Origin of the sequence: Levilactobacillus paucivorans, assembly GCF_001437125.1 — a bacterium.
Lineage (GTDB): Bacteria > Bacillota > Bacilli > Lactobacillales > Lactobacillaceae > Levilactobacillus > Levilactobacillus paucivorans.
Window position 1 is genome coordinate 1 of sequence record NZ_JQCA01000121.1, and the last position, 18673, is coordinate 18673.

Annotated in this window: 14 protein-coding genes and 1 pseudogene; 7 read left to right on the plus strand and 8 right to left on the minus strand. The window is 50.8% G+C overall.

The window, feature by feature from the left end:
* Window positions 1-115: 115 nt before the first annotated feature.
* A pseudogene (locus tag IV54_RS09110) lies at window positions 116-697 on the plus strand (aldo/keto reductase); the annotation flags it as partial.
* Between the two features lie 65 nt (window positions 698-762).
* Here IV54_RS09110 and IV54_RS09115 read toward each other — a convergent pair.
* The 6 genes from IV54_RS09115 to add all read right to left on the minus strand — a co-directional run bounded on the left by IV54_RS09115 (window position 763) and on the right by add (window position 7263).
* Window positions 763-1017 carry a type II toxin-antitoxin system RelB/DinJ family antitoxin gene (locus IV54_RS09115; RefSeq protein ID WP_162259327.1) on the minus strand — a complete coding sequence of 85 codons (255 nt, stop codon included), beginning with the start codon at window positions 1015-1017 and terminating at the stop codon, window positions 763-765.
* Between the two features lie 174 nt (window positions 1018-1191).
* Window positions 1192-2910: a hypothetical protein gene (locus tag IV54_RS09120; RefSeq protein ID WP_057879051.1), complete on the minus strand. Its 1719-nt coding sequence runs from the start codon at window positions 2908-2910 to the stop codon at window positions 1192-1194.
* Between the two features lie 550 nt (window positions 2911-3460).
* A complete protein-coding gene (locus IV54_RS09125) occupies window positions 3461-4015 on the minus strand; it encodes a L,D-transpeptidase (protein ID WP_057879052.1) in 555 nt (184 codons plus the stop codon).
* Between the two features lie 358 nt (window positions 4016-4373).
* On the minus strand, window positions 4374-5231 hold the full coding sequence (locus IV54_RS09130; protein ID WP_057879053.1) for a polysaccharide deacetylase family protein: 858 nt from the start codon (window positions 5229-5231) through the stop codon (window positions 4374-4376).
* A gap of 66 nt (window positions 5232-5297) precedes the next feature.
* Entirely contained in the window at window positions 5298-6122 is an 825-nt protein-coding gene (locus IV54_RS09135) for a site-specific integrase (RefSeq protein WP_057879054.1), read from the minus strand.
* Window positions 6123-6240: 118 nt separating this feature from the next.
* Window positions 6241-7263: an adenosine deaminase gene (gene add, locus IV54_RS09140; protein ID WP_057879055.1), complete on the minus strand. Its 1023-nt coding sequence runs from the start codon at window positions 7261-7263 to the stop codon at window positions 6241-6243.
* 611 nt (window positions 7264-7874) lie between these two features.
* On the opposite strand from add, the gene IV54_RS09145 reads away from it, so the two are divergent.
* The 3 genes from IV54_RS09145 to IV54_RS09155 all read left to right on the plus strand — a co-directional run bounded on the left by IV54_RS09145 (window position 7875) and on the right by IV54_RS09155 (window position 13410).
* Complete coding sequence (locus IV54_RS09145; RefSeq protein WP_057879056.1) at window positions 7875-9818, plus strand: acyltransferase family protein; 1944 nt, start codon at window positions 7875-7877, stop codon at window positions 9816-9818.
* 760 nt (window positions 9819-10578) lie between these two features.
* Window positions 10579-11295, plus strand: a complete 717-nt coding sequence (locus IV54_RS09150) for a hypothetical protein (RefSeq protein ID WP_057879057.1) — start codon at window positions 10579-10581, stop codon at window positions 11293-11295.
* Window positions 11296-11715: 420 nt separating this feature from the next.
* On the plus strand, window positions 11716-13410 hold the full coding sequence (locus IV54_RS09155) for an oleate hydratase (protein ID WP_057879058.1): 1695 nt from the start codon (window positions 11716-11718) through the stop codon (window positions 13408-13410).
* Window positions 13411-14216: 806 nt separating this feature from the next.
* On the opposite strand, the gene lepB is transcribed toward IV54_RS09155, so the two are convergent.
* Entirely contained in the window at window positions 14217-14801 is a 585-nt protein-coding gene (gene lepB / locus IV54_RS09160) for a signal peptidase I (RefSeq protein WP_057879059.1), read from the minus strand.
* 186 nt (window positions 14802-14987) lie between these two features.
* Here lepB and IV54_RS09165 point away from each other — a divergent pair, with 186 nt between their 5' ends.
* Together IV54_RS09165 and IV54_RS09170 are read left to right on the plus strand one after the other, a co-directional pair.
* Entirely contained in the window at window positions 14988-15338 is a 351-nt protein-coding gene (locus IV54_RS09165; RefSeq protein WP_057879060.1) for a PadR family transcriptional regulator, read from the plus strand.
* 2 nt (window positions 15339-15340) lie between these two features.
* Window positions 15341-16759, plus strand: a complete 1419-nt coding sequence (locus IV54_RS09170) for a DUF4097 family beta strand repeat-containing protein (RefSeq protein ID WP_057879061.1) — start codon at window positions 15341-15343, stop codon at window positions 16757-16759.
* A gap of 335 nt (window positions 16760-17094) precedes the next feature.
* Here the strand turns inward: IV54_RS09170 and IV54_RS11590 are convergent, their stop codons facing one another.
* On the minus strand, window positions 17095-17268 hold the full coding sequence (locus IV54_RS11590) for a hypothetical protein (RefSeq protein ID WP_237756707.1): 174 nt from the start codon (window positions 17266-17268) through the stop codon (window positions 17095-17097).
* Window positions 17269-17591: 323 nt separating this feature from the next.
* On the opposite strand from IV54_RS11590, the gene IV54_RS09175 reads away from it, so the two are divergent.
* A complete protein-coding gene (locus tag IV54_RS09175) occupies window positions 17592-18137 on the plus strand; it encodes a MarR family winged helix-turn-helix transcriptional regulator (protein WP_057879062.1) in 546 nt (181 codons plus the stop codon).
* The last annotated feature ends 536 nt before the right edge of the window (window positions 18138-18673 follow it).

The window sequence follows — 18673 nt, forward strand, 5'->3', positions numbered from 1 at the left end:
CTAGACCACTTCTAAGAATAGATTCTTAGTGTTGCACTTGATTTGACAATTGAGGGGTTAATTTCGTTAGTAATAGTGAGGCTTAATTTTAGAAAGGTTTCTGGGAAGGGACTCAGCCTTAAATGATGTCGTAAAGTCTGGTAAGGCCCGTTATATCGGGGCTTCGGCGATGTTTGCTTGGCAATTTGAGAAGGCCCAAGCCGTTGCCGAACAACACGGTTGGACCAAGTTCGTGTCGATGCAAAATCACCTGAACTTACTCTATCGTGAGGAGGAACGGGAGATGTTGCCACTGTGTGCCGATCAAGGTATCGCTGTGACCCCATACAGTCCCTTGGCTTCGGGTCGGTTGACTCGTGATTGGGCTGGCGACACGAAGCGCTATGCCACGGATAAGGTGGCCCGCGAGAAGTACAATGACAGCAAAGATTTAGACATGCCCATCATTGCGCGAGTCGGTGAGATTGCTCAGAAGTATGGTGTCGACCGGGTTCGGGTTGCTTTGGCCTGGCTCCTACAGAAGCCAACTGTGACGGCGCCAATTATTGGAGCGACCAAGTCTAGTCACCTTCAAGGCGCCGTGAAGGCTCTGGATTTGACATTATCCGCCGAAGATATTGCCTATCTGGAAGAACCTTATCTGCCTCATGAATTGGTGGGACCACTGGCGGCGGATGACACGAATTTCACGCGGTAATCGACTGAATTGAAGATGAATAAAGAAGCGGACAGCAATTCAAACTGTCCGCTTCTTAGTTTTAATTAAGGCTGTTCTTTGCCGAGATCATGGTGATCGCCAGCACTCCCTAAATTTTTATTGAAAGCTGCGATTGCCTGAGGATCGTCGTTCCAAATATCGGGAAAGTCAGTTGTGGATGACGTAAATGGTAGCTTTTCAGTTTGACAGACTTCTTGCAAAAATAGTGTGATAACATCGGTTAAATCTAGGCCGTTACTAGCGGCGATTTCACTGGCACGAGCTTTGACTTTAGCGTATACGGTTAGGGTTAAAGACACGTTTTGTGACAAATCTAATCATCTCCGAGTAATCCTAGCACCTTTAAGGTTGGATGCCGTAGAACGTGCTCAACAAAGTTTTCGATATTATCTATTTAATTAAGAAACGACTATCGGAGCTCATCAGGCTCAGATAGTCGTTTCATTTAGTCCTTCATAAATGGTTGAAATTGTTTACTTAAACGTCCGGTTCACATAGTCCTCAACGGTCCCGGTCTTGGCGCTTTCATTGACGCGACCGGTGATCTTCACTTGGTCACCAGTGGTCATCAAGACAGCCTTGGGGTAATCAGCGGTGCCGATGGTCCAGAGAGTGTCTTGGCCCTTCAAGGCGAAGAGGACGTTCTGGGTGTCACCATTGGGGATGACCACGACCCGTTCGACGGTGCCGCTAACCTTGGTGGTCTTGGAATTCGTGGTGGAACTAGCCGTTGATCCAGAAGAGGCCAGTTGAACGCGGTATTGGTCCAGAGCCTGACTGGCCGTGGTGGCGTAGGCCTTCACACTTTGGTCGGCCGCCTTGATGTAGGCGTAGCTCCGAAAGGCCCCAGTGGAGTCTAAGAGGGAGACGACCCAAGTGGGAGTGCCATCGATGTTGTACATAATGGGCATCGTGGCCGACCATTTCTGAGCGACGTATTCCTTTTCGGCAATCTTCTTGGCCCCGTCACTATCCATGACCCCGATATTCTTACCGGTGTAGTAGGTCAGCGTCCCGGTCCGAGCGTTAATCATGGAGTAACCCATGGTCGAGTCGGCCCCAGTCTTCGGTGAGGTGAAGTCGTTGAAATACGAGATGTTCCCGTGCTTGTCGACGACCGGGGTGACACCGTCTTCAGTCCCGTTACTGTTGGGGTCCTTGACGCCGGTCTTGTTGAAATGGGCGTTGAAGAAACCGTTGCCGTACCAGCCAAAGATTTCATTCATTTCGGCGGCAGTCGAAGAGGCAATCGATTCGTTGATAAATTTCGGAGCACCGGCGGCCGAGTAAAGCTTGGTCTCCCCAGTCTTGGCATTCAAGACCGCGACGTGGAGGCTCTTGTAGTTGATTCGACTGGAGACGCCGCGCGCCTTGTAAACGGTTTGGATGAAGTAGGGTTCCCCGTTGTCCTTGATTTCGAGTTGGGGTTGGCCTTCTTGTACCCAGCTGGGGAAACGGTTGTAGATGACCCGCTGGGCGTCGTCAAAGAGGTAGGCGCTCGGGGTGTATTTCATGGGTTGCTTGATAAAATGTGGTTCGGCATTGACGTTGGTGGCGTCAATCATGAAGTAGCCGGGACTCTTCTTCGCCCGTTGCCAGCGCCAGAAGCCATCGAACTCGACGGGAGCGATGTAGACGGTCTTGCCCTTCACGACCTGAGTCTGGAGTGCGCCCAGCTTGTAATAGGACGTGTTGGGCACGGCACTCATGGCCTTGTTCATCTTGTTGCGAACGGTCTTGGGGGCAATGGCGATAGGCGTGGCATCTTTATCCAGGAGCGGCGCGGTCTTCATCGTTTTGATTTTGAGGGAATTGTAGACGGGTTTGACGCCGAACTTGGTCTGCGCGGCCCCGAAGAGACTGGTCAGGAAGAGAAGCCCTAGGATGCCAGCTGCGATGTTCAAGCCACGATTGCGGCTTCGGACATGAGGACGGTTCTCACCGGCCTCAATGACGACGTCAGGACTGCTGAAGGCCAGGAACGGGAGGTAGCCGACCCCGCTGATGACATTTAAGATAATCAGGCTAAAGAGGGCCTTGCTCGGCAGCGTGACGAATACGGCAACCAGAGCGATCAAATAGTAGACGATATAGACCCCAGCCAGGAGGCGGAGGTGTTGACGGCGTTGAACGATACCCATGATCGCCATAATAAAGGCGGACAGGGTACAGAAGAAGGCGACTAGCAACATGCGGGTGAATTCCTTTCTGAATGTGATCTGAGGAGGAGCAATTGTTTCTAGTGTAGCGTACTTCCTTTTAAAGTGATAGGCATCAGTGTGAAGGCTATCAGGGTGGCATTGTTGATAAGCTAGCAATTGGATGAGAACAAAAAAACGTCAGCTGAACCAGAGGGACCGATGTTAAGTGTTGTTTTGATACGTTATCTCTAGGGATAATTAATAGACTAGAACTTTAGTGGATTAGGCTAGTCGTTTGAACCCACTAAAACAAGGCGAATTGAAAGCCGGATCAAAGCCGGAGGAGGCCAGGGATGGAGCCGGCCGTGGTGGTGATGTTAGACCGAGTGGTTTTTCTCGGCCTTACATCACGGGCGACTTTGAAGACTCGCGTTCTTGGCGAGGCTTCAAATCGAGCGAGAAGCCCAAGGGGCTGAAGCGTCCCCACAGCAGGCGTAATCCCTGGCAGCCGCAGGCGGCCTTTCATCACAACATTCCAATAGCTAACCCAATCAAAAAGAGGCGAGACACAAAGGTCTCGCCCCTTAATCATGCAAAACAACTATTTAATAATTACTTTGGTCTTAGCTGGGATGTGGCTGTTGATCCAGTGTGCATCGGGAATTGGCATCCGAATGCATCCGTGGCTAGCCCGGTGGCCCAACTTCTTGGCTTCACTCTTGATGTAGTGGCCCTGACTGTTGATGACCACAGAGTGGAACATGTAGATGCCCCAGCCCTTGAAGGAGGTCCAATAGTTGGCACCGACGAAGTGCTTCCCGCGATTTTGAATGTGGAAGGTCCCTTTAGGCGTTGGGGTCGACTTCTTCCCCGTTGAACAGATCATGGTGTAGAGCACCTTGTGATGTTTGCTCATGACGTAAACCCGTTGTTTCTTGAGGGAAACCTGTAGGTAAACGTGCTTATGTACTTTCAGATTAGGATACGGCTTGTTTTCAGATGGCCGTTCCCAGCGTGGTTTCTTGGCTTTCTTGACCTTTTTGGTGGTCTTGGCGTAGGCCGTGACTTGATTCCCCGGTAAGTTCGTGCCAATGACCCCACCGAAGAGGGCGAAAATGGCTAGCCCCGTGATGAGGCCAATTCTAAACTTCTTCATGACGACTCCTCCTTGAAATACTCCCGATATGTCTTTAATTTTAGGTGTCGACTGAAGCGCTGTCAACACACAGTTGGCGGCACTAGCGGGGGTGAGATCGAAAAAGGCCGCACGAAAACCAGCGCTAGACTAGTGTTTTCGTGCGACCAACATAAATGACTTAATTTAAATGTTAACCCTTAAACATAAAGATTCCCCGAATAATCTCGGCACCAATTAAAACCAGCATGAATGACCAGGTTGCTAACGTGACAACGCTCCCCATGGTAAAGACCTCCTTGTGTCCGAATGCTTATCTTCATTGTACGCCGAGTGCCGGCAGGACACAATAGGAAACGCTTTCACGGTGAGTAGATTGTTACTGATTGTTCACCGCGATCAGGCTGCCAAAAGTGGCGGTCGACATCCCGGGAATGACCCGTAAGCGAGCCAGGTTGTAGCGACCTTGACTCATCTGGGCCATGCCTTCTTGGGTGGTCAGCGCGATGCTGTACCCAGCTTGCTTGGCTAAGCGGTGGGTTGTCTTGTCGGCCCGACCAGCAGGATAACAGAGAACCTCAGTCTTCTGATTCAGCTTGGCATCCAGCCACTGCTTAGACTTGAACAGTTCGGTCTTCTGCTGGGCGGCGGTGATTTCGTTTAAGTCCAGGTGCTGGACGGTATGGCTGGCGAAATCAACGCGGCCGGTGGCCTTCATCTGTTTCATCTCGGACAGCGTCAGGTGATTGGACTTGTGAGTGAATCCGGTGATGGCATTGATGGTGGCGTGCACCTTGGCTTGTTCCAGGGCGGGCAGACCGTGCGTCAGGTTATCCTTGTAGGCGTCGTCTAAGGTGACCCAGACGACCTTCTTCTGGGGCACAGTATTGGTGGTCAGCGCCCGAACGGCTTCATCGGCGGTCAGGGTGCGGTAGTGATGGTGTTGTAGGTAGGCCATCTCCTGTTGAAATTGTCGCGCGGGTACCCGCAAGGAGTTACCACTGGAAATACTGTGGTACATCAGGATTGGTAACTTTAATGGCTTGTTTAATTTGATCCATGGCTTAGCCTTAGGTTGCTTGACCACGGTGCGTTTGGTGTCAGATTCCTTGCGGCGGCTTTCACTGACTGGTGCCGCCGATTTTTTAACGGGTTGTCGTTGTTGCCAGACAACCACCCCGATCAGCACGACGAGTAGTGCGACCAGGCCCCCCAAGATTCCCCATTGTTTCTTCATTTGTAATTCCCCCAATTCGTTATTTCACCTACATAGTATAGGGGGTTCAACGTGAAGTGGCAATGCTTAGTCTGCCCGTTGCGCTAAACGACGGTAGTAATCGATGGCGTCCGGGGCCAAATGTAGGGCCGCAATGACCTCGCGATCGGACTTTTGGGGATGGCGGCGGAGATAGTTAATCAAGTAGCCTTGGTACAGGCCGGCCGGGCCGAGAGCGAAGCCGGTGAGGGCCTCGTCGGGCTTTAAATATTTATGGAGTCCCGGAAGTGTGAGGTGTGGGTCGGCAGAGGCCCGTTGCTTGAGGAACCAGTCGGACGACCGGAAACTGGCCTGGAGAGGCGTGATAAATTCACGGAGCTCGGTCAAAAAGGTCTGGGCTGCCTGGGACCAGGAACGCGTGTCAAGATCGGCGGTAAAGCCGGGCCGTAGAAAGGCTTGGACCGGATAGCCGTGAGCGATTAGGAGAAGTGTCAGACGAGTGTAGACGTGAAGTCGTCGGTCGGCCAATAAGTCATCGAGGTCGTCGACCCAGCGGAAGTTTAGGGGACGCGCGGCCTGCTTGGGTTTGCTCTTGAGATCTAGGGTTGGCAAGTAGGGCGTCCAACGATGGGAGAAGAGAAACTTGAAGTAAACGTTGAGGTGGGACAGGATCTTGTTATAGGTTTGATTTTGAATCTGACGTTGGTCAACCAGCATGGCCAGATATTGTTGAACATCGGCGGTCTGAAGCTGATTGACGCGGTGTTCCCGTTGATAGGTGGGATTGAAGTTTTCGAGGTATTTAAAGAAATCGGTCAACGTGGCGTTGTATTCGTCGAACGTAGCCTGCGCCATGGATCGCTCGTGGAGCACGCGATTGAAGGCGTCTTGATAAGGATAAGTCTGGGACATGGCAAAAGCCTCCTTGATAATGATTACTTTAACCAAGAAAGACGGTGCTGGCAAGTCATCACGCTTTGATAGCAAAGAAAAAAGCCCCGACAGGTAGGGTCGGGGCCTGAGGATAGCGTTAGGCGATCACTGGCACTTTGGCGCGAAGTGCGGCCTTATCCGCATCATTCAGGAAGGCGCCGTCGATAGCGTTGTGGGTCAGTTGGGCTAGTTGGTTCCAATCTAAATCGCTGTGGTCGTGGAGCGCTAGGATCTCGTCGGTCAAATTAACATCGGCAATCGTTCGGTGATTGGTGTTCACGGTGACCTTCAAGCCAGCGTTGAGAAAATCTTGAAGTGGCAAGTTAGGATAGTCGGGCAGGTCAACCGACCGGTGGCTACTGGTCAGACAGGTTTCTAGCGTGGTCCCGGTCCGTTTAGCCCGCGCCATGGCGGCTGGGAAACCGTTGAGTCGTTGACCGTGACCGATGCGTTCGACCTCCAGGCTCATCACGACGACCACGTTATCCACGGGAGCCGTTTCCCCGGCGTGCAGGGCAATTGGCAGGCCAGTCGCATGGGCAGCACGGATGGCATCGGCAAGCGCAATCGTGGGGTACTCAGCTTCATCACCGACAAGGTCTAAGCCCACAACACCCTGACCGGCAAATTTGGCGGCCGTTTCAAAGACAGTGGTGAGTTCGGCTAATGATCTTTCACGGCGGCCACAGACGATGGCGTTGACTGGCACGTCGTACGTTTTGGTTCCGGCATGGAGTCCGCGAAGTAGTGCGGCAATGGCCTCTTCCAAGGTCAGGTTGCCCTGGGTGTAAAGCGTTGGCGTGAACCGGGTTTCCATGTAAATGAGCCCGTCGGCTGCAGCAGAGCGCACGATGTCAGCCCCGGCAATCTCGAGTTGTTCAGCGGTCTGCATCAGGTCGATGACCGGTTGGAAGTGCTTTAAATAATCCGTAGTCTCGGGATTCGTCGCGGTGGCAATAAGCAGGTCATGCAAGGCGCGATCGCCAACGGGAAGCGGCGTGTCCGTCACCGCGGCCATTTCACGCAGGGCACCGAGGGAGAGTGAGCCTTCAAGGTGACAGTGCAGGTCGATCTTGGGGTACTGACGGACGGTAACGGGGGTAAATGGCTGTTGGGTCATGGGAATTCCTCCTATAAATTTGTATTAGAATGATACGCCTGCGGCAACCAGGTGTCACCCTGTGGGGCAGACCTGAAGCCTGAAAAGCGGTCTTCAGGGCAACTTTGAACCTTGCAAAAATCGCAAGTTTCAAAGTTGGCCGTGCTCTAGGTCGAGAAGAAGCCTCGACCAAGACCACCGACACAGGGTGACACCTAGTTACCTTCGGTTGATATGATTTTAGTATACCATGAGTCGGGTGGCCGTAAGGGTGGGAGATATTAGCCGGAAATGATTTCACGGTTAGCGTTTGTGAATGGTCATTGAACTAACAAACATGACCTAAGATCCCGCGCATTGCCGGAGAATTTTTGACCGGAGATGTGTCGGCCGAGTGTCAAATTTTACAATTTTGAAATTTCGAGTAAAAGTGTTGTTTCCTAATGGAAAACATTATAGAATGAAGCTACTTAGATGGGGTTAACGATCACCCGGCGGAACAATATTTAAGCCGATTATCTTAGTCGTTGACTCTATTATTTACACCTTAAATATAAACTATTTATAATTAATAATTAATTGAATAATTTGGGGGATCTCTACAAAGCTTTAGAGAGAAAAGGAGTAATTTTATGGATCAATTGAATTCGCGATTAACGCGTTCCGATTTTCGGGCGCATCGCGTGGGGAAGAAGCGGTACATAACGGGGTTTGACGGTATTCGAACCCTAGCCGTTTTAGGCGTTATTATCTATCATTTGGCACCATCGACACTTCAAGGCGGGTACTTGGGAGTTCCGATCTTTTTCGTGGTCTCAGGTTATCTGATTACCTACCTGCTGATTCAGGAGTGGGATCAGACACATACCATTGATATCTGGGGCTTCTACGGGCGTCGGTTGAAACGACTGTATCCGGCCCTGGTCACGATGCTTTTGGCGACGACAGCTTACATTACGTTGTTTCAGCGGGAGCTACTGGTCAACATTCGTAAGACGGTGATGACCAATTTAATTTATGGGTACAACTGGTTTGAAATTAGTCACGGGCAATCGTACTTTGATCGGTTTAGTGGCGAGTCACCCTTTACCCACCTGTGGTCGTTGTCGATCGAAGGTCAGTTTTATCTGGTCTGGCCACTCGTGGTCTTGGCTCTGTTGATTCTGGTTAAAAAGCAAGGCCGGATCTTATTAATTCTGCTCGGAGCGGCGATTGCGTCAGCCTTAGCGATGGCCCTCTTGTTTGATCCACAGAACACCAACCGGGTCTACTACGGGACGGATACGCGGATGTTTGCCATCCTAATCGGTGCGGCCATGGCCTTCGTTTGGCCAGCCCATCGGCTCAGTGCGGATGTCACCCGGGCCCATCGTTTGGTTATGGATGGTCTCGGTGGGGCTTCGCTGTTGGCCTTAGTTTACCTGTTCTTTAACATGAACGGGCAGGCGGCCAGCACCTATCATGGCGGGATGTTCTGGTTTACCGTCCTCTCCGGAATTTTAGTCGGCACGGTTGCTCATCCCGGCAGTGATATGAATCGAATCTTATCGAACCCGGTCTTTAGTTATGTTGGACAACGGAGTTACGGGATCTATCTGTATCAATTTCCAGTCATGATTTTCTATGAATCTCGGATCAATATTGGCAATCATCCCTTGTTCAACGCACTGGTCGAGGTGGCCTTGATTATGGTTGCCACGGAACTCAGTTACCGGTGGATCGAACGGCCATTGCGGCACTACCACTACGGTCAACTTACCAGCGACGTGGTCACCTTCTTCAAACAGCCGGATGCGCATCGCCTCGCTAGCAGCCTGGGTGTTATTGGCGCCTTACTTTTCGGCCTGACGGCGGTCGGCTTCGTTCAACAGCCCGCAGCCGCTAAGCCAACGGCGCTACAACAGACCATCACGCAACGACAGGCAGCGGCCAAGAAGAAGAATGCCGAAGCCGCCAAGAAGCAGAAGGCCTTAGCCAAGGAAGCCTCCAAACGCAAGCATGACAAGGCTGTGGCTTTCTCGAGGCTGTCCAAGTCGGACCAAGATACCGCAAAGACTTACTACCTGACGCCAGAAGAGGTCGTCACCAGCAAGCAGACACCATTAACGGCTATTGGGGATTCCGTCTTACTGGATGACTCAGGCGACCTGCAAAAGGTCTTCCCTGGTGCCATCGTCGACGGTAAGGTTGGCCGGCAAGCGGCCGATGTAAAGGGCATTGTGACTAGCCTCGACCAACAAGGGCAACTGGCCAAGAATGTCCTAGTGAACATCGGAACCAACGGCTACATTACCCCAGAACAGGCCAAGGAAATCGTTGAAGCCATTGGACCAAGCCACGAGATCTTCTGGGTGACGGCCCACGTCCCAACGCGGGAATGGCAGAACTCCGTTAACCGACGGATTCAAAAGACGGCGGATGCCTACAAGAACGTCCACGTTATCGATTGGTACAGCACGGCTAAAGGTGAAGATAAGTGGTTCGTCAGTGACCACGTTCACCCGAATAACCGCGGAAACCGGCACTACACGTCACTCATCGCCAAGGCTGTAACTAAGGTTAGCCAACAAAAATAACTTGAATTGAATTGGGTTGAGTTGGGTCGCCTGCGGCAATCAGACAGAACCCCCATGGGGCAGGCCTGAAGCCAAAGTGCGGTCTTCAGGGCAACCTTGAACCTCGAAAGTCACGAGTTTCAAAGTTGGCCGTGCTCTAAGCCGAGAGAGAAACTCGGCTAAGACCACCGACACGGGGGTTCTGTCTGGTTACCTCCGGCTGAGGCTGTATGTTGTTGGTAACATTGCGTTCGAGTATGAATGGTGATGTTGATGGCTGATGCCGATCGATTGGCAATGTGTTTTGTCAGTTGAACAATGCAACGCAACGTTCTGGCAATGCTGGATTTTTGCCGGAGGGTGGTTGCTCAGAGGGCTCAGTCGTGTCGTTTCACTTGGCTGGGTGGGTTTCCTAGCCTAGTGAAAGCCCGAGTTTGAAGACCTGCGCGTTTCTGGCGCGGGGCTTCAAATCGTGGCCACAACGTTCCAGCCCTCTGAGCAACCGCCCGGAGGCCTGCTCTCCACTATCGCCAAAGTTCAAAACCCATTAAAACATTAGAACGACAAGTAGTCGTGACCGCTATTAATTTGGCGGTCACGATTTTTTCGATTTGACACGAATAAGGCCCTAAGAGTAAGTTGGTTTAATTTACCGCTAACCCCATATTTATCAACGCTTTTGGGTGCTTTTTGAGTGTCGTTAGTTTCGTCCCTCAGGGGGTCGTGATATGATACCCGTGAATTCAGAGATGAGTTCAAAATTATTCGGGGGGTAATTGTTATGATGAAGAAAGTTGCAATGATCGCAGCTGCAGCAGCCATGGTATTACCATTAGGGGTCGGGGCTATTGCTCCCGTAAGTAGTTCCGTGACTGCATTTGCCGCTGCCAAACCAGCAGCGAAGAAAGTCAGCTATACGTTATTGAGTAGCAAAGCCTTAAAGAAGGCAGCTTACCACGTCAAATCCGGGAAGCCCGCCCTTTATAGTGCAGCATTTGCCGCTGACAATTCCAAGGTGACGATGGCTAAGAAGGGTACGCTGAAGTCTGGCGTGACCTACACCGCCAGCAAGAAGATTGTGATTAAGAATGCCAAGGGCAAGAAGGTCAGCTATGGGTACATCAAGACTGCCAACGGCAAGGTTAAGGGCTGGGTTGCTCTTTCCAAATTAACCGCTGGCAAATTCATGGCAGCCGATGGGATTCACAAATCAAATACGTATACCTTGGTTAGTTCCAAAAAAATTAAGAAGAGTGCTTACCACTTCAAGAATGCTCGTCCGGCCTTCTACACGGGCAAATTCGCTGCCGACAAGTCTAAGGTAACGTTGAAATTGAAGGGCAAGTTGCCAGAAAGCAAGACCTTCTACGCAACGAAACAAATTACGGTTAAGAATGCGAAGAAGAACGTCAAGTACCTCTACGTCACTAGCGGAAAGACAAAGGGCTGGGTCTTAGCCTCCAAGTTGACCGCCGGCAAGTTCATGGCAGCTGACTAACTGTTACCTCCAGACAATAGCCTAAAAGCCGAGACGGCTGTCTCGGCTTTTTTTGTGGGCGCTGAACTTTATATGGCCGAAACGTGCCAAAAAAGGCAGTCAACTCCGCTTAACCCCGCTAGGCAAACAATCCAGAATCAGGATTGTCTGCCTAGCGACGTTAATGCTCGCTGACTAACCGCCTTTTTTGGCACTCTTTTTCCCCAAAAAGGTAAATCGTTTCGACTGTTTTCACGGCGGTAATTTGACCGATATTTGGCCCCTATAAACGGAACATGACGTGTTGTAATCCCCGGTGTATTAAGGATCCGTAACGATCTGAACTTTTTTCTAAAACCGTCATGTAAACGCTTTACAATGCATGACAAAGCAAGCATAATGAAGTCGTAAAGGCACAAAGAATCTACGGAGGTGTTTTTGATGGTTAAAACAAAAGCAGTAATGATCGGTGCGGGTTTATCTAATATGGCCGCGGCGGTTTACCTGATTCAAGAAGGCCATTGGCGTGGTGATAATATCACCTTTTATGGGGCAGATATGCACGGCGCCAACGATGGTGGGACGACCGAAGAATTCAGTGATGAATACTGGAACAAGGAACACCCACTCGACAACCAGACGGGTTACGTTGCCCGGGGTGGCCGGATGCTGAACTACCGGACCTACGTTGATTTGATGGACCTACTGGACCGGATTCCTTCCGCAACTGAGGAAGGCATGACAGCCGCAGAAGACACTCGCGACTTCGATTCGCATCACCAGACTTATGACAAGGCGCGCTTGTTGCAAGGCGGCAAGGGCATTATCGATGGCGGGAAGTTAGGCCTGAACAACAAGGACCGGACACTGTTATCGAAATTAGTTCTGATGCCCGATGACGAAGAAACCAAGTTGGACAACGTGACGATCGCCGAGTACTTCAAGGACGACCCACACATGTTCCAAACCAACTTCTGGTACATGTGGGAAACCACGTTCGCCTTTCGGATCGAGAGTTCCGTTCAAGAACTCCGACGTTACATGCACCAAATGATTTATGAATTTACTCAAATTGAACACTTGGTTGGGGTCAACCGGACCCGTTACAACCAGTTTGAAAGTATGATTTTGCCTCTGATTAACTACCTTAAGGGTGAAGAGGTTAAATTTATTTCCAACCGGATCGTCACGGATTGGGAATTCGCCGACAGTTCGATGCAAGATGAAATCACCGTTACTGGCATTCACGTCAAGAACGTGGAAGATGATACCGAAGAACTCGTCGACATTGATGATGAGACGGCAGTTATCTTCACCAACGGATCCATCACGGACTCCGCAACGATGGGGGATTACAACACCCCCGCTCGCGAAAACATGGAATACGGGATCAGTGCCGCATTGTGGAAGAAAGCCACGGAACGCTTCTACAACTTGGGGACCCCCGATAAGTTCTTCGCCGACCGTAAGAATTCCGAATGGGTCAGCTTCACGTTGACCACGAAGAACCACTTACTGTTGAACGAAATTACCCGGATTACCACCCAAGTTCCTGGGAATGCGCTGAATTCCTTCCTGTCCACGACGCCAATCACGCCATTGGGTCAGAAGGACATTAACATGTCGATCGTGGTTCACCACCAGCCTCACTTTACCAGCCAGAAGCCAAATGAATCGGTTATCTGGGGTTACTTCCTGTACCCACGTCGGACGGGTGAATTCGTCCACAAGCAGTACATCAAGATGACGGGTAAGGAAATGGCTCAGGAATTGATTGGCCAGTTGTCCAAGGTGGATCCAGGTCCTAACAACATCAAGGAAAAGGAACCAGCCATTCTCGACAGCATTATCAATAACATTCCAGTTTACATGCCATACGCCTCAGCCCTCTTCAACAACCGGGCTAAGACCGATCGGCCAGAGGTTATTCCAGCACACTCAACCAACTTAGCCTTTACTGGTGAATTCGCTGAACAACCTTACCAGATGATCTTTACGGAACAGAGTGCTGCTCGTTCCGGTGAAATCGCGGCGTTCCACTTTGCTGGGGTTCCAATGGATCACTTGGTCGATACGCCTCGTTACGATAAGGATCCGAAGACCTTATTGAAGGCCACTAAGCGCATGTTTAGCTAAATCGTGTCACGTTAATGGCTTCCAGTGAGGGGTCGTCGTGACATCCCGGGGATGACCTGTCCGGTGAGGCAGGCTTGCTCGGTCACATTCTTCGAAATTGAATCCTGAAATCAGCGCATTAGCGTTGGTTTTGGGATTTTTTGTTTGGCTAAGACAGCAGCCTGCGGCTGCCAGGGATTCCGCCTGCTGTGGGGACGCTTCAGCCCCTTGGGCTTCTCGCTCGATTTGAAGCCACGAAAACCACGTGTCTTCAAAGTCGCCCGTTGTGTAAGGCCGAGAAAAGCACTCGGTCTAACGCAGCCACCACGGCCGGCTCCATCCCTGGCCTCCTCCGGCTAGGTGGTGGCGTTTAAGCCAGATAGATGGCAGAATGCCTCAGTAGGATTAATCTCCGTAGAGGCAACGTCTGTGGTCTTTCTAGCTGGTCTAGAGGTCCATGTCCTGGGTAGGGTTGCCGACAGGGACCATGCATCGTGAAGATTCCGGTGTCATCAAGAGAGCATACGAAAAGCCGCCAGTACCTTGCTAGATTGCAAGGACTGACGGCTTGTTGATTATCTTGTAATTGAAGGCCACTGGTCATTTGTGAATATCGTTGACCAATGGCTGTGTGACGGTCCTGGTCCCAAACAGTTGTGGCAATTAAGCACCGCAATAGCCGGAGGAGGACAGGGGTGGAGCCAGCCGTGTCGATGGTGTTAGGCCGGAAGCCCGACCCTTAGGGCTGCAGGCGTTTCCCACAGCAGGCGTAACCCCTGTCAGCCGCAGGCAGATTTTTCGACCCTATTTGCAGATCAACATTTCACCTAGCTAGCCAAACCGTTCACGTTAGCGCGGTGTTCCGAACTGCCTTCCCAGAAAGGAACCTTGACCACGCCCATGATCTTCTTGGCGTCGACATAGCCCCAGGCTCGGCCGTCCTCGGAGACACTCCGATGGTCGCCGAGAACGAAGTAGTGGCCCTTAGGAACGGTGTTGCCTTGGTAGGTCCAGTTGTGTTGCTTAGCCAGACCACCTAGCGTCCAATCCCCGGTACCGATGCCCCGTTCGGACTTACTGATGAAGCTCTGTTTAATTTTACGATTGTTGATGTAAATGTAGCCATTCTTGCTGGCCACCTGATCGCCAGGCATGCCGATGACCCGTTTGACGTAGTTGGTATTCTTGGCCGCGGTGGGGTCTTCCCCGTAGGCGTCGAAGACAATAACACTGAGTCGTTTGACCGCTGTCGGTTTGGTCACGATCATGGCCTCGCCGTTCACTAAGTTCGGTTCCATCGAGTCGCCTGAAACCTTGACGACTTCCAGCAGGTAGGTGCGCACGACGAAGACGACAGCCAGGGCAACCACGATGGGTAACACCCAACTTAGGATATTGCGAAAGGTTTTCATTGAAAAAGTCTCCCCTGAATAAATTTGCTGTGTTTAGTGTACCATGCTGGTTTCATGGGGAACACGCCTTAAATGAAAGTTAAGGCAATCGTGACAAACAAATTCTTATTTTTTGACACATACTACTTTGACACGCACAGTAGTATGTGATACATTATATGCAAGCAAAAGGAAGGAAGTGGCGGCATGGCTGAGAATATTTCCAAAGATCTCATTCGGGGCCATACGGATACAATTATTTTGAACATTCTCCAACAGGGGGATAGTTACGGGTACCAGGTGGCCAAACGGGTGAAGGCTCTGAGTCATGGGCACTATGAGCTCAACGAAGCCACGCTGTACACGGTCTTTCGTCGACTCGAAAAGAATGGCGCACTGACGGACTACTGGGGTGATGAGACCCAGGGCTCGCGGCGCAAGTATTACCACGTCACGCCAGCGGGACGCGACATGTTGGCGGAGAAGACGGCGGCCTGGCAGTTTGCCAAACCAATTATTGACGACTTAATTACCGGTAAACTTACAGAGGAGGTTTAATTATGGACGATATTACAATGGAAATTCGGACGCGTTTGGACCAGTTATTTAGCAAGTACCAGCCGTCGCGGGCATTAACAGAACTGAAGGAAGAACGAGTGGGCGACCTGACCGAAGCCGTCTCCGAACGGGTCAACGACGGCATGCAGACGGACAAGGCGATTGATGAAGCCGTGAACCAGATTGGCGATCTCGACAGTCTCCTCAAAGAGGTGGCCGAGGACAGTGAGAGTCAGAGCACGACCGGGCACAACCGGCAGAGTGAATCCAAGACACAGCACAGTTCCCAGTCTAGTGTTCACGTCGGCAAGCTCCACATCACCGACGACCAAGTGACCTGGGGTGACCACGTCCTCGTGGATAACGACAAGGAAAAGGTAGATCTCGGTAGTTTGGTTCAGGTGGAAGGCGACCACGTTTCCGTTGCCAACGGTCTGATTGACGTCAACGGGGATCACGTTACGGTTAACGGCCAGGAACCGGAACGGACAATTGTGACCTCACTGAAGCTGGTTAACACCCAGACCTTTGCGGTGACCGACCTAGCTAACGTGGCCATCGACTATCGCGATGCCGCCGTTAAACTCGGCGCGGCCAGCGGTGAGAATATCGTGGTGAATGAATACATGAGCCGCGACAACGACCGCTTTCACCTGCGGGCCACGCGTGTTGGGGATACGCTGACCATTCAACAGGGTGAACGCCCCCGTCTCTGGCCCGTGCATATTCGCGTAGAAATTCTGTTGCCGACCACTTTGACAGGACGCGTCACGGTGGAGGCGGGTAATGGAAGCCTCGAAATGAGTGATTTCCAGAGCGCTATTTTCTTGGCTGCCCATGCGACTAACGGTCGTGTACGGATCTTCCATACCGGCGTCGAACGACTCGACCTCACCGCGACCAACGGGGCCATCAAGATTGACGATCTGAAGAGCACAATCACTAAAATTCGGGCCGACAATGGGGCGGTAACGCTGGGTCGACTGACCGGAAAAGGGTCGGTTGACACTGTAAATGGCGCTATCCGGGTGACGGATCAGATTGGTGATCTTCATTTGAATTCACGGAATGGTGGCGTTCGGGTCGATGGCGTTGATGGCCAGTTGACTTGTATTGCCCGCAATGGGGGGGTCCGCGTCAAGGGACTCACTGGGGATGGTGATATTCGTGCTAAGAACGGCCGGGTCAGCGCTGAGGTTACCGGCAATATCAAGGTCCAGAGCCACGGCAACGTGAGTCTGGAAGTTCCGGCGGGCCAGAGTTACCAATTCGACCTGCGCAATGAAGATGGCACGGTACGAGCGCCTCGTGACGCCCACTTCACGTTAGATGACCGGCACCATAAGATTGGAACTGTCGGGGAGAACCCCGCGGTGACAGTGATTGTGGATAGCCGACAGGGTAGTGTAGACATTAACTAAGTTAATTGAAATAGGGCCAGGACAAATGTCCTGGCCCTATTTGTGTATACGGGGCGTCTTCAATTGTCCCCCTGGAATGAATCAAACTATGCAAGTTTATGGTCATTATCAGTTTTGACCAATAGTTATTAAAAACTGGATGTTAACTGGGGCGTTCCACCAATTAAATTGGTCCATTTTGAGAACTAACTGGTCGGCTTTTGTTGATTTGTCAACACGAAACAAAGTAAGGTAGCATGCAGAAGACAGCGTTTTCTTCGAATTGTAAAGAAAAAACAAACAATTTACAAAAAAGGGGTTTATTTTTTAGGCAGAAGAGGCGATACTAGAAGAAGTTACTGTGCGGAAGAATCATAAAGATACCACCAAGATTGTAATTGGTGTAGTTTGACTTGGCTGATTTGGGTCAAGGGAATTTCACGAGAACGGCCGGCCGCTAAACCGAGATAAACGGTGCTGGCAGTCACGAAGTCAACGGTTCCCGTTTTGGTAACGCCACGGTAAGTCACTGTGGTGAGCTGATTTTTTTTGGTAAGCGGTTTGGAGTAGGAGCTGAATTTTTTGTGGTGTATAGTCTAACATTCATGTCACGTCCTTGGTTAGGAGATTATTCCCATTATAGAACATATGTTCTATTTTGCCAATCATAACTATAATATTACTGGATTAGTTACTTTATCTATAAAATATAAGTATGGTTATCCACTTTGAACCTTTTGACCGGTGACGACGGGCGTTTTATCGGCTAAAATTAAGTCCCGTAGGCTGTATCCAATTTAGGACGGTAAATGGCAGCGCCCCGCGCTGAACTAGAAGGAGTAATGGATTTATAATGACAGAGACGACAAACGATAACGTTACGGAAGCAGAATTAAAGAAACAATTTGACGACTTGTACATGCACATCTTCAAGTACATCGGGGACTTTGTTTCAATTCCCACCCAAAAGTATAACTTAACTTTTGAAGCTTTCATGGTGATGGAAAACGTTGCGCGGAGTAAGAATGGGCAGACGTTGGTGGAATTGGCCAAACTTGAAGGCGTTTCGAAGAGTGCCATTGCTCGTCAAGTTAACGTGTTGTTGAAGGAAAACTACGTGATGCAGAAGGTCGACCCTAATGACCGTCGGGTCAAGTACATTACTTTGACAGCTGCGGGTAGTCGGGTTCAACGGAACCTGGCTCAGGCGACGGACGAACGGTTCCACCGCTGGTTAGGCTTCTTCGGTAAGGATGAAGCAGAACACTTTATCAAGGTGCTCCACCGGGCCAATGAACGGGCCGTTGCGGCCGGCTTCGTTGGTTTCGACAGCTTACATGATAAGCGCCGGAACTCCAACCGTGGCCGCACGCGGAACCACACCACGACTCAAGATTAATCATGATAAATCATAAAGACGAGGGCTGTACCGATTGGGTATAGTCCTCCTTTGTGATCTCTTGTGTTGAGAATTGATAATGGCTATTGGCTATTGGTTAAGATTGGTCGCCATGACAAGGTGGATCCGTTCTAATTTCAAATGATGACAAAAAATCGGCAGGCACAACCTGAATATCCAGGTTATGCTTGCCGATTTTTGATTCTCAGATTGTTTGGCGTAAGTATTGCTAGTTTTGTTGATCTCCAGCAGTGTTGCCGTGAATCGCCGTCCTAGCCGTGAGGCCGGCAGATATGGGCTCAGGCGCGTCGTTCTCCTTAGTCAGTGAGTGATCTTCTCGCTGGCTTAGGAGAAAACCAAGCTTGAAGACTCGTGAACTTCGAGGCTTCAAGTTGTGTTCGCACCGTTCCAGCCCATATCTGGCGGCCGGTAGGCGACTGAACCGCCACGTTGCCGAATCTTGAAACCAATTTGGTATTTAATAATTTATTTTCCTCGATTTAAAATTGAAGTGCAACACCTGCTCTACTAGACCA

Bases quoted from the DNA above. Each gene is read 5' to 3' on its own strand.
- IV54_RS09125 (WP_057879052.1), bottom strand. From the start codon at position 4,015: ATGAAGAAGTTTAGAATTGGCCTCATCACGGGGCTAGCCATTTTCGCC.
- IV54_RS09130 (WP_057879053.1), bottom strand. From the start codon at position 5,231: ATGAAGAAACAATGGGGAATCTTGGGGGGCCTGGTCGCACTACTCGTC.
- IV54_RS09150 (WP_057879057.1), top strand. From the start codon at position 10,579: ATGATGAAGAAAGTTGCAATGATCGCAGCTGCAGCAGCCATGGTATTA.
- IV54_RS09175 (WP_057879062.1), top strand. From the start codon at position 17,592: ATGACAGAGACGACAAACGATAACGTTACGGAAGCAGAATTAAAGAAA.
- IV54_RS09120 (WP_057879051.1), bottom strand. From the start codon at position 2,910: ATGTTGCTAGTCGCCTTCTTCTGTACCCTGTCCGCCTTTATTATGGCG.
- lepB (WP_057879059.1), bottom strand. From the start codon at position 14,801: ATGAAAACCTTTCGCAATATCCTAAGTTGGGTGTTACCCATCGTGGTT.
- add (WP_057879055.1), bottom strand. From the start codon at position 7,263: ATGACCCAACAGCCATTTACCCCCGTTACCGTCCGTCAGTACCCCAAG.
- IV54_RS09155 (WP_057879058.1), top strand. From the start codon at position 11,716: ATGGTTAAAACAAAAGCAGTAATGATCGGTGCGGGTTTATCTAATATG.
- IV54_RS09135 (WP_057879054.1), bottom strand. From the start codon at position 6,122: ATGTCCCAGACTTATCCTTATCAAGACGCCTTCAATCGCGTGCTCCAC.
- IV54_RS09170 (WP_057879061.1), top strand. From the start codon at position 15,341: ATGGACGATATTACAATGGAAATTCGGACGCGTTTGGACCAGTTATTT.
- IV54_RS09145 (WP_057879056.1), top strand. From the start codon at position 7,875: ATGGATCAATTGAATTCGCGATTAACGCGTTCCGATTTTCGGGCGCAT.
- IV54_RS09165 (WP_057879060.1), top strand. From the start codon at position 14,988: ATGGCTGAGAATATTTCCAAAGATCTCATTCGGGGCCATACGGATACA.